The following is an 8,088-nucleotide window of genomic DNA, read 5'->3' as shown; positions in this document are numbered from 1 at the left end:
TCGTCCAGCGGCGCATCAACGGCCTCGAACGGCACGCCGGCATTGGTCAGCATCCGCCGCCGCGCCTCGCTTTTTGACGCCAGCAGCAGCCTCACGCCGTGCCTTCCAGCCGCGCCGTGTGCAGCTGGGCGATCGCCAGCGCGCTTTCCTCGATCGAGCGACGGGTGACGTCGATCACCGGCCAGCCCTTGTCGGCGAACATCCGCCGCGCGAAGGCCAGTTCCGCATTCACGGCCTCCTCGTCAACATAATCGGTCGCCGGCGTCTGGTTGAGCGACAGGAGGCGGTTGCGGCGGATCTGGATCAGCCGCTCGGGATTGGTCGTGAGGCCGACGATCAGCGGGTGCTTCAGGCCATAAAGGCTGGCCGGCGGCGGCGATTGCGGCACCAGGGGCACGTTGGCCACTTTGTAGCCGCGATTGGCAAGATAGATGCTGGTCGGCGTCTTCGAGGTGCGCGAGACGCCGACCAGGACGATGTCCGCCTCCTCCCAATTCTCGGCGCCGACGCCGTCGTCGTGGGCGATGGTGAACTGGATCGCGTCGACCCGGGCGAAATAGGCGGCATCGAGCGCGTGCTGGCGGCCGGCGCGGCCCTTCGCCGCCTGACCGCTCACCGCCGCCAGCGCGTCGAGCACCGGATCGAGCACCGGCACTGCATGGATCTTGCGCTGCCGGCACCTGCGCTCCAGCTCCTTGCGGATCGTCGGGTTGACCAGGGTGTAGAGGACCAGGCCCGGCCGCCGCTCGACATCGTCCAGCACCCGGTCGAGATGGCCTTCCGAGCGGACCATCGGCCAAGGGTGGCGGATCGCCTCGATCGTGTCGAACTGGGCAAGACAGGCATTGGCGACCATGTCCAGCGTCTCGCCGGTGGAATCGGAAAGCAGGTGCAGATGGAGCTGGGTCATGCCCGGCCGGCGGGCGCGGAGACTAAAATGCCGCTGTGGAAAACCATGGGGACATCGCTAGGCGAAGCCTGGGTGCGCGGGCAAGGACGGGATTCGCCCACATCAATCGCCGATCCGTCCACAACCGCGCGCACGGTGGACGAAAGCCATGCACCGACTGTGAATCGTGGGGACGATCCGCGCGACTCCGAGCGATTGCCCGAGTCGCATCGCCGTCAAGCTGTTGGAAAAATCGGGGCAAGCCCATAAACCCCGCTTCGCCGCCGCCTACCAACAACTCCAGAATCTAGATTCTAAACATATGAAAAGAGAGAAGGGGGACGCCGTCCGGGCCATGGGTGAATTGACCAAGCCCCTGCTCGCCGTGCTAAATGGCGGAAAAACGGAGAGAAAACCGATCTGGCTGATGCGTCAGGCCGGTCGCTATCTGCCGGAGTATCGCGCCTTGCGCGCCGAGAAGGGCGGCTTCCTCGCGCTCGCGACCGATCCCGAGGCCGCGGCCGAGATCACGCTGCAGCCGATCCGCCGTTTCGGCTTCGACGGCGCAATCCTGTTTTCGGATATCCTGATCGTTCCCTGGGCGCTCGGCCAGGACCTGGCCTTCACCGCCGGCGAAGGGCCGCGGCTGTCGCCGCCACTGATGGCGGCAGGGCTCGACGCTTTGACGCCGGCGCCGGAACGGTTCGCGCCGATCTATCGCACTGTGGAGAACGTGAAGGCGGCGCTCCCCGCCGAAACGACCTTCCTGGGCTTCGCCGGCAGCCCGTGGACCGTTGCCACCTATATGATCGCCGGCCAAGGCAGCCGCGAGCAGGCCGAAGCGCGGCGCTACGCTTATGAAGATCCAGCCGGATTCGGCGCGATCATCGCGGCGATCGAGGCGGCGACGATCGACTATCTCTCCGGCCAGATCCGGGCCGGCGTCGAAGCGGTGCAATTGTTCGACAGCTGGGCCGGAAGCCTCGCGCCCGATCCCTTCGAGCGCTGGGTGATCGCGCCGACCGCGCGAATCGCAGCGGCGCTGAAGGCGCGCCATCCGGACGTGCCGGTGATCGGCTTTCCCAAGGGCGCTGGCGGCAAGCTTGCGGCCTATGCCCGCGAGACCGGGGTCGATGCGGTCGGGCTCGATGAGACGGTCGATCCCGCCAAAGCGGCGCGCGAATTGCCGGCGGACATCGTCATCCAGGGCAATCTCGATCCGCTCGCCTTGCTCGCCGGCGGCGAGGCGCTTGAAAAGGCGGTGGGGCGCATCCTATCTGGGTTCGCGGGGAGGCCGCACATCTTCAACCTGGGCCACGGCATCGTCAAGGAAACGCCGATCGCCCATGTCGAGCGCCTGCTTGGCCTGGTGCGCGGGGGATGATCGATGCCCTCAACTGGGCGCTTGCCATGACCTATGCCTGGCTGAAGGCGGGCCATATCATCTTCGTGATCTTCTGGATCGCGGGGCTGTTCATGCTGCCGCGTTTCTACGTCTACCATCAGGAAGCCCCTGAGGGATCGGACGAGGAGAAAAGGTGGATCGAGCGGGAACGCAAGCTGCGCCGGATCATCCTCACGCCGGCGATTGGCCTGGTCTGGCTGTTTGGTCTTGCCCTTGCCTATGTGACGAGCGCCTGGGCCCATGGCTGGTTCCAGGGGAAGCTGGTGCTCGTGCTGGCCCTGTCCGCTTATCAGGGCTGGTTGGTAGGCTACGGCAAAAGGCTGGCGGCGGGCGGGCCGCGCATCGACGGACGCACGCTGCGGCTGATGAACGAAATTCCGGGCATCGCCGTCATCTTCATCGTCACCCTGGTGGTGGTCGGCCGGGCCTATAGCTGAGCGTTGCTTGACTTGACCCGGCCCGGGGCATAACGGCCCGGATCAGTCGTTGCCCCCGCCGTTCCTCGTGCGGGGGATTCCGCCGCCACCTCATTCCCCATTCAACGGACGTTCCCGCCCGGAGTCCGTATCCACCCCGAGAAAAGATATGAATCTCAAGGAACTCAAACAGAAAACCCCGGCCGAGCTGGTGGCGCTGGCGGAAGAGATGGGCGTCGAGGGCGCGTCAACCCTGCGCAAGCAGGAGCTGATGTTCTCGATCCTCAAGGTCCGCGCCGAAAATGGCGACGAGATCATGGGCGGCGGCACGATCGAGGTGCTGCAGGACGGCTTCGGCTTCCTGCGCTCGGCCGACGCCAATTATCTCGCCGGTCCGGACGACATCTATGTCGCGCCCAATATCGTCCGCCGCTTCGGCCTGCGCACCGGCGACACGATCGAGGGCGAGATCCGCGGGCCGAAGGACGGCGAGCGCTATTTCAGCCTGATGCGCGTCACTTTGGTCAATTTCGACGATCCCGAGGCGGTCCGCCATCGGGTCAATTTCGACAATCTGACCCCGCTCTACCCGGACGAGAAGCTGACCCTCGACAGCGCCGACCCGACGATCAAGGACCGCTCGGCGCGGGTGATCGACATCATCTCGCCGCAGGGCAAGGGCCAGCGCGCTTTGATCGTTTCGCCGCCCCGCACCGGCAAGACGGTGCTGCTCCAGAACATCGCCAGGGCGATCACCGACAACCACCCCGAGGTCTTCCTGCTGGTCCTGCTCGTCGACGAGCGGCCCGAGGAGGTGACCGACATGCAGCGCAGCGTGAAGGGCGAGGTCATCTCCTCGACCTTCGACGAGCCCGCGCAGCGCCACGTCCAGGTCGCCGAGATGGTGATCGAGAAGGCCAAGCGCCTCGTCGAGCACAAGAAGGATGTCGTCATCCTGCTCGATTCGATCACCCGCCTGGGGCGCGCCTACAACACGGTGGTGCCGAGCTCGGGCAAGGTGCTGACCGGCGGCGTCGACGCCAATGCGCTGCAACGGCCGAAGCGCTTCTTCGGCGCGGCGCGCAACATTGAGGAGGGCGGCTCGCTCTCGATCATCGCCACCGCGCTGATCGACACCGGCTCCAAGATGGACGAGGTGATCTTCGAGGAGTTCAAGGGCACCGGCAATTCCGAGATCGTGCTCGACCGCAAGGTCTCCGACAAGCGCATCTTCCCGGCGCTCGACGTCGGCAAGTCCGGCACCCGCAAGGAGGAGCTGCTGGTCGAGCAGGGCACGCTTTCGAAGATGTGGGTGCTGCGCCGCATCCTCATGCAGATGGGCACCGTTGACGCGATGCAGTTCCTTCTCGACAAGATGAAGGACAGCAAGACCAACGAGGACTTCTTCGCCTCGATGAACCAATAAGCGCGTCGGGGGGTTAGAGCGCGATGCCGGACATCTGGACGCATATCGTCAACGACATCAGCACGCTGTTCAGCGGCTCGGCCTCGGCCTGGCTCGCTTTCGGCCAGGTGCTCATGATCGATATCGTGCTGGCCGGCGACAATGCGATCGTGATCGGCGCGCTCGCCGCCGGACTTCCGGCCGATCAGCGCAAGAAAGTGATCCTGATCGGCATCATCGCGGCGCTGGTGCTCCGCATCGGCTTCGCGCTCGTCGTCACCCAGCTGATGCAGGTCGTGGGCCTGATCTTCGCCGGCGGCCTGCTGCTGCTCTGGGTGGCGTGGAGGATGTACCGCGAGCTGGTCGCGACGCGCGATGACCCGGACACTCCGGGCAACGAGGCCTCCGGCCTTCGGCCCGCCAAGAGCTTCGCCGCGGCCGCCTGGGCGGTGGCGATCGCCGATGTCTCGATGAGCCTCGACAACGTCCTCGCCGTCGCCGGCGCTGCGCGCGAGCATCCGGGAATCCTGATCATCGGCCTGATCTTCGCCGTCGCTTTGATGGGTATCGCCGCCAACATCATCGCCCAATATATCGAGCGCTACCGCTGGATCGCCTGGGTCGGCCTCGCCGTGATCCTCTGGGTGGCGGGATCGATGATCTACGACGGCTATATCGACCCGCACATCGGCATTTCGACCCTGTTCGCCTAGTCCTCGGTTTCCAGCAAGGCCGCGCAGTCCTGGAACGCGGCGGCGATCGCTTCGATCTCGGCCTGCGACCAGGCGTCGCCGTCGCGCAGCAGCCGCGGATATTCCCGCGCGAGGCCGGGCTTGGAATGGAGCAGATTGTTGCGGCTCCTGACCAGCGCCTGGAAGCGGCGGGCGGCGGCAATGCGCGCCGCCTTGGGCGAATCCTCCTTGAGGGTGAGCGACAGCAATTTGTCGGCGACGCGGCCGGCGGTGCGCTCCTCGAGCAGATCGAGGCTGCCGGGCTGGAGCCGTTCGCACAGGCGGATCGCGACCGCCTCCAGCGCCGCGAACGCCCAGACGGCGCGGCCCAAAGCAGCGAGATAATCGGGCTCGGGTGTATCGCTCAGGCGAGATGCTCCGCGAAGAAGGCCTCGGTGCGGGAGTCGGCCAGATTCGCCGCTTCGGCGTCGCGGCGCTGGCCCTCGTCCGAGGCGAAGCCGTGATCGACGCCGGGATAATCGTCGATGGTGACCTTCGGATGACCGTCCAGCCCGGCATGAATCAGCGCCTGCTTGTCGGAGGTGACGAAATGATCGTCGCAGGCGATGTGCAGCATCAGCGGATGGGCAATGGCGTGCTTCTCCCCGAGCAGTCCTTCGAGGCCGACGCCATAATAGCCGACGCTGGCGTTCACGTCGGTGCGCGTCGCGGCCATGAAGGCAAGCCGGCCGCCGAGGCAATAGCCGACCGCGCCGACCTTGCCGCCGCTGGCCTCGCCGCGGGCGAAGCGGATCGTCGCCTCGATGTCCTTGACCCCCTGCTCCTGATCGAAGCGCTGCAGCAATACGAGCGCTTGCTGGAACTGCTCCGGTACGTCGGGATCGAGCTCGACGCTCGGCTCCAGCCGCCAGAACAAATCGGGCGCGATGGCGAGATAGCCCAATGCCGCCCAGCGGTCGCAGCGGTTGCGGACGCCGCGATTGACCCCGAAAATCTCCTGGATGACGATGATCGCGGCGTGGGGGCTGCCTTGCGGATCGGCGCGATAGGCGGGGAAGGCGCCGTCGCGGGCGAGGGTCTGGATCTCGATCATCGGCGGCTCCCCTTGCGAAGGGCCGACTTATAGCCATAGAGCCGCCCGGCCGGCAATTTGGCCTGGAGGGGCAGCCATGAAATTCACCGTCGATGTCGATTGCACGCCGGAGGAGGCGCGCCGCTTCCTCGGCCTGCCGGATTTGAGCCCGGTCCACGCGGCCTATGTCGAGAAGATGAAATCCTATGTGACCGACGGGGCGAACGCGGAAATGTTCGGCGACGCCATGAAGGCGTGGGGGCCGATGAACGAGGCGGGGATGGCGATGTGGCGGCAGATGCTCGGCCAAATGGGCGGGAAGACCACGCCCTGAGCGACCGACTGCCACCCGACACGATCTTCGCGCTCTCCTCGGGCGCACCGCCAGCCGGGGTCGCTGTCGTGCGGATTTCGGGGCCGGCCGCGCGGCGCGCGCTCGAGGCGCTCGCCGGCCCGCTGCCGCCGCCGCGGCGAGCGACGCTGCGCACCTTGCGCCGTGAAAGCGAGACGCTCGACCGTGCGCTCATTCTTTTCTTTCCCGGTCCGGCGAGTGCGACGGGTGAGGATGTCGCCGAGTTTCATCTGCATGGCGGCCGGGCGATCGTCGCGGCGGTGCGCGACGCGCTTGCCGGCCTGCCGGGTCTGCGCGAGGCCGCTCCGGGCGAATTCACCCGGCGCGCGTTCGAAAATGGCCGGATCGATCTCGCCGAGGCGGAAGGGCTCGCCGATCTCGTCGCGGCCGAGACCGAGGCGCAGCGCCGCGCGGCGCTGGCTTTGGCCGGCGGGGCACTCAGCCGCCAGGTCGAGGCGTGGCGGGAGCGGGTGCTGGCGCTGGCGGCCCGGGTCGAGGCGGCACTCGATTTTGCCGACGAGGGCGATGTCGGCGATCCGCTTGCCGGTTTCGAGGCGGAGCTTGCCCAGCTTCGCACCGAGATCGCCGGCTGGCTCGCGCGGCCGCCCGCCGAGCGCCTCAAGGACGGCGTCCGGGTTGTCATCGCTGGTCCGCCGAATGCCGGTAAATCCAGCTTGTTCAATGCGTTAGTTGGGCGCGACGCGGCGATCGTGACGGCAGTTCCGGGCACCACGCGCGACCTGATCGAGGCACCGGTCGCGATCGGCGGCGTGGCGCTGCTGCTGGTCGATACAGCCGGCTTGCGCGCGACCGGCGATACGATCGAAGCGATCGGCGTCGGTCGCGCGCGGCTCTCGGCCGAGGCGGCGGATATTCTGCTCTGGCTTGGCCCGGCGGAGCAGAAGCCCGCGGGCGCGCTGCTGGTCCATCCCAAGGCGGACATCGCGGCCGCGCCGCCGGAAGCGGACGTCGCCGTCTCGGCGCTGACCGGGCAAGGCCTCGATCAACTGACCCGGCTGCTGCTCGCGCGCTCCGCGCAACTCCTTGTTTCGGAAGGAGAAGTGGCGCTCAACGCGCGTCACCGACAGGCCTTGGCAGAGGTGGTGGCCGCGCTTGAGGACGTTGGCGCGAGCGATCCGTTGATCGCCTCGGAGGCCTTGCGGCGCGCCCGCCTGGCGCTGGACCGGATCACCGGCCGGGCGGGCGTCGAGGACATGCTCGATGCGCTGTTCGGCCGATTTTGCATCGGCAAGTAGTTTCACGTGAAACATCTTCCGGCCAGTGCCGCGACGGCCTAGATGGCCGCCATGCGCGACTATGATGTCATCGTTGTGGGCGGCGGCCATGCCGGCGTCGAGGCCGCAGCCGCGTCCGCGCGTCTCGGCGCGCAGGTGGCGCTCGTCACCTTCGATCCGGCGCAGATCGGCGCGATGTCCTGCAACCCGGCGATCGGCGGCTTGGGCAAGGGTCATCTCGTCCGCGAGGTCGATGCCTTCGACGGGCTGATCGGTGTGGCGGCGGATGCGGCGGCGATCCATTATCGGATGCTCAACGCCAGCAAGGGCGCTGCGGTGCGCGGGCCGCGCGTCCAGGCCGACCGGAAGCTGTTTCGGGAGGCGATCCGGCAGGCGGTCGCGGCGCAGGTGGGGCTTGAGATCGTCGCGGGCGAAGCGGCCGCGCTGCGGCTCGAGGGGCGGCGCGCGATCGGCGTGAGGCTGGCTGGCGGCGAGCTGCTGGCGGCGCGGTCCGTGGTGCTGGCCACCGGCACCTTTCTTGGCGGCAAGCTGCATTTCGGCATGCGCAGCGAGGCGGGGGGCCGAATCGGCGAGCGCGCCGCGACGGAGATGGCCCACCAGC

The 8,088-nt window shown here is 67.3% G+C and carries 10 protein-coding genes; 7 read left to right on the top strand and 3 right to left on the bottom strand.

The annotated features are described in order from the left end of the window. Positions 1-91 precede the first annotated feature (91 nt). Complete coding sequence (locus ACT4N3_RS07570) at positions 92-910, bottom strand: pyruvate, water dikinase regulatory protein (protein ID WP_444854605.1); 819 nt, start codon at positions 908-910, stop codon at positions 92-94. A 334-nt stretch (positions 911-1,244) separates the two neighbouring features. Here ACT4N3_RS07570 and hemE point away from each other — a divergent pair, with 334 nt between their 5' ends. The 4 genes from hemE to ACT4N3_RS07550 all read left to right on the top strand — a co-directional run bounded on the left by hemE (position 1,245) and on the right by ACT4N3_RS07550 (position 4,828). Further along, the gene (gene hemE, locus ACT4N3_RS07565) at positions 1,245-2,273 is read left to right on the top strand and encodes a uroporphyrinogen decarboxylase (RefSeq protein ID WP_444854604.1); all 1,029 of its coding nucleotides are present in this window, start codon (positions 1,245-1,247) and stop codon (positions 2,271-2,273) included. Continuing rightward, positions 2,270-2,731 carry a CopD family protein gene (locus ACT4N3_RS07560; protein ID WP_444854603.1) on the top strand — a complete coding sequence of 154 codons (462 nt, stop codon included), beginning with the start codon at positions 2,270-2,272 and terminating at the stop codon, positions 2,729-2,731. The genes hemE and ACT4N3_RS07560 overlap by 4 nt, the downstream gene beginning before the upstream one ends. A 148-nt stretch (positions 2,732-2,879) precedes the next feature. Continuing rightward, positions 2,880-4,136: a transcription termination factor Rho gene (rho, locus tag ACT4N3_RS07555; RefSeq protein ID WP_444854602.1), complete on the top strand. Its 1,257-nt coding sequence runs from the start codon at positions 2,880-2,882 to the stop codon at positions 4,134-4,136. Between the two features lie 23 nt (positions 4,137-4,159). Then, complete coding sequence (locus ACT4N3_RS07550; RefSeq protein WP_444854601.1) at positions 4,160-4,828, top strand: TerC family protein; 669 nt, start codon at positions 4,160-4,162, stop codon at positions 4,826-4,828. On the opposite strand, the gene ACT4N3_RS07545 is transcribed toward ACT4N3_RS07550, so the two are convergent. After that, positions 4,825-5,178, bottom strand: coding sequence for a hypothetical protein (locus ACT4N3_RS07545; protein WP_444854600.1), 354 nt, complete (start codon positions 5,176-5,178; stop codon positions 4,825-4,827). The genes ACT4N3_RS07550 and ACT4N3_RS07545 overlap by 4 nt on opposite strands. A 32-nt stretch (positions 5,179-5,210) precedes the next feature. Continuing rightward, on the bottom strand, positions 5,211-5,900 hold the full coding sequence (locus ACT4N3_RS07540; protein WP_444854599.1) for a dienelactone hydrolase family protein: 690 nt from the start codon (positions 5,898-5,900) through the stop codon (positions 5,211-5,213). Positions 5,901-5,976: 76 nt separating this feature from the next. On the opposite strand from ACT4N3_RS07540, the gene ACT4N3_RS07535 reads away from it, so the two are divergent. The 3 genes from ACT4N3_RS07535 to ACT4N3_RS07525 form a co-directional block, all read left to right on the top strand. Next, the gene (locus ACT4N3_RS07535) at positions 5,977-6,213 is read left to right on the top strand and encodes a DUF6489 family protein (protein ID WP_444854598.1); all 237 of its coding nucleotides are present in this window, start codon (positions 5,977-5,979) and stop codon (positions 6,211-6,213) included. 8 nt (positions 6,214-6,221) lie between these two features. Further along, the gene (gene mnmE, locus ACT4N3_RS07530) at positions 6,222-7,487 is read left to right on the top strand and encodes a tRNA uridine-5-carboxymethylaminomethyl(34) synthesis GTPase MnmE (RefSeq protein ID WP_444854606.1); all 1,266 of its coding nucleotides are present in this window, start codon (positions 6,222-6,224) and stop codon (positions 7,485-7,487) included. 51 nt (positions 7,488-7,538) lie between these two features. Continuing rightward, on the top strand, positions 7,539-8,088 hold a 550-nt coding region (locus ACT4N3_RS07525), incomplete at its 3' end, for an FAD-dependent oxidoreductase (protein WP_444854597.1).

This window comes from Sphingosinicella sp. (assembly GCF_052388015.1).
In the GTDB taxonomy this organism is placed as follows: domain Bacteria; phylum Pseudomonadota; class Alphaproteobacteria; order Sphingomonadales; family Sphingomonadaceae; genus Allosphingosinicella.
Note: the sequence above shows the minus strand (reverse complement) of the source record. Positions and strands in the feature narration are given on the sequence as shown.

Coding starts and splice junctions, on each gene's coding strand:
- ACT4N3_RS07535 (WP_444854598.1), top strand. CDS start 5,977: ATGAAATTCACCGTCGATGTCGATTGCACGCCGGAGGAGGCGCGCCGC.
- ACT4N3_RS07560 (WP_444854603.1), top strand. CDS start 2,270: ATGATCGATGCCCTCAACTGGGCGCTTGCCATGACCTATGCCTGGCTG.
- ACT4N3_RS07570 (WP_444854605.1), bottom strand. CDS start 910: ATGACCCAGCTCCATCTGCACCTGCTTTCCGATTCCACCGGCGAGACG.
- hemE (WP_444854604.1), top strand. CDS start 1,245: ATGGGTGAATTGACCAAGCCCCTGCTCGCCGTGCTAAATGGCGGAAAA.
- rho (WP_444854602.1), top strand. CDS start 2,880: ATGAATCTCAAGGAACTCAAACAGAAAACCCCGGCCGAGCTGGTGGCG.
- ACT4N3_RS07540 (WP_444854599.1), bottom strand. CDS start 5,900: ATGATCGAGATCCAGACCCTCGCCCGCGACGGCGCCTTCCCCGCCTAT.
- ACT4N3_RS07550 (WP_444854601.1), top strand. CDS start 4,160: ATGCCGGACATCTGGACGCATATCGTCAACGACATCAGCACGCTGTTC.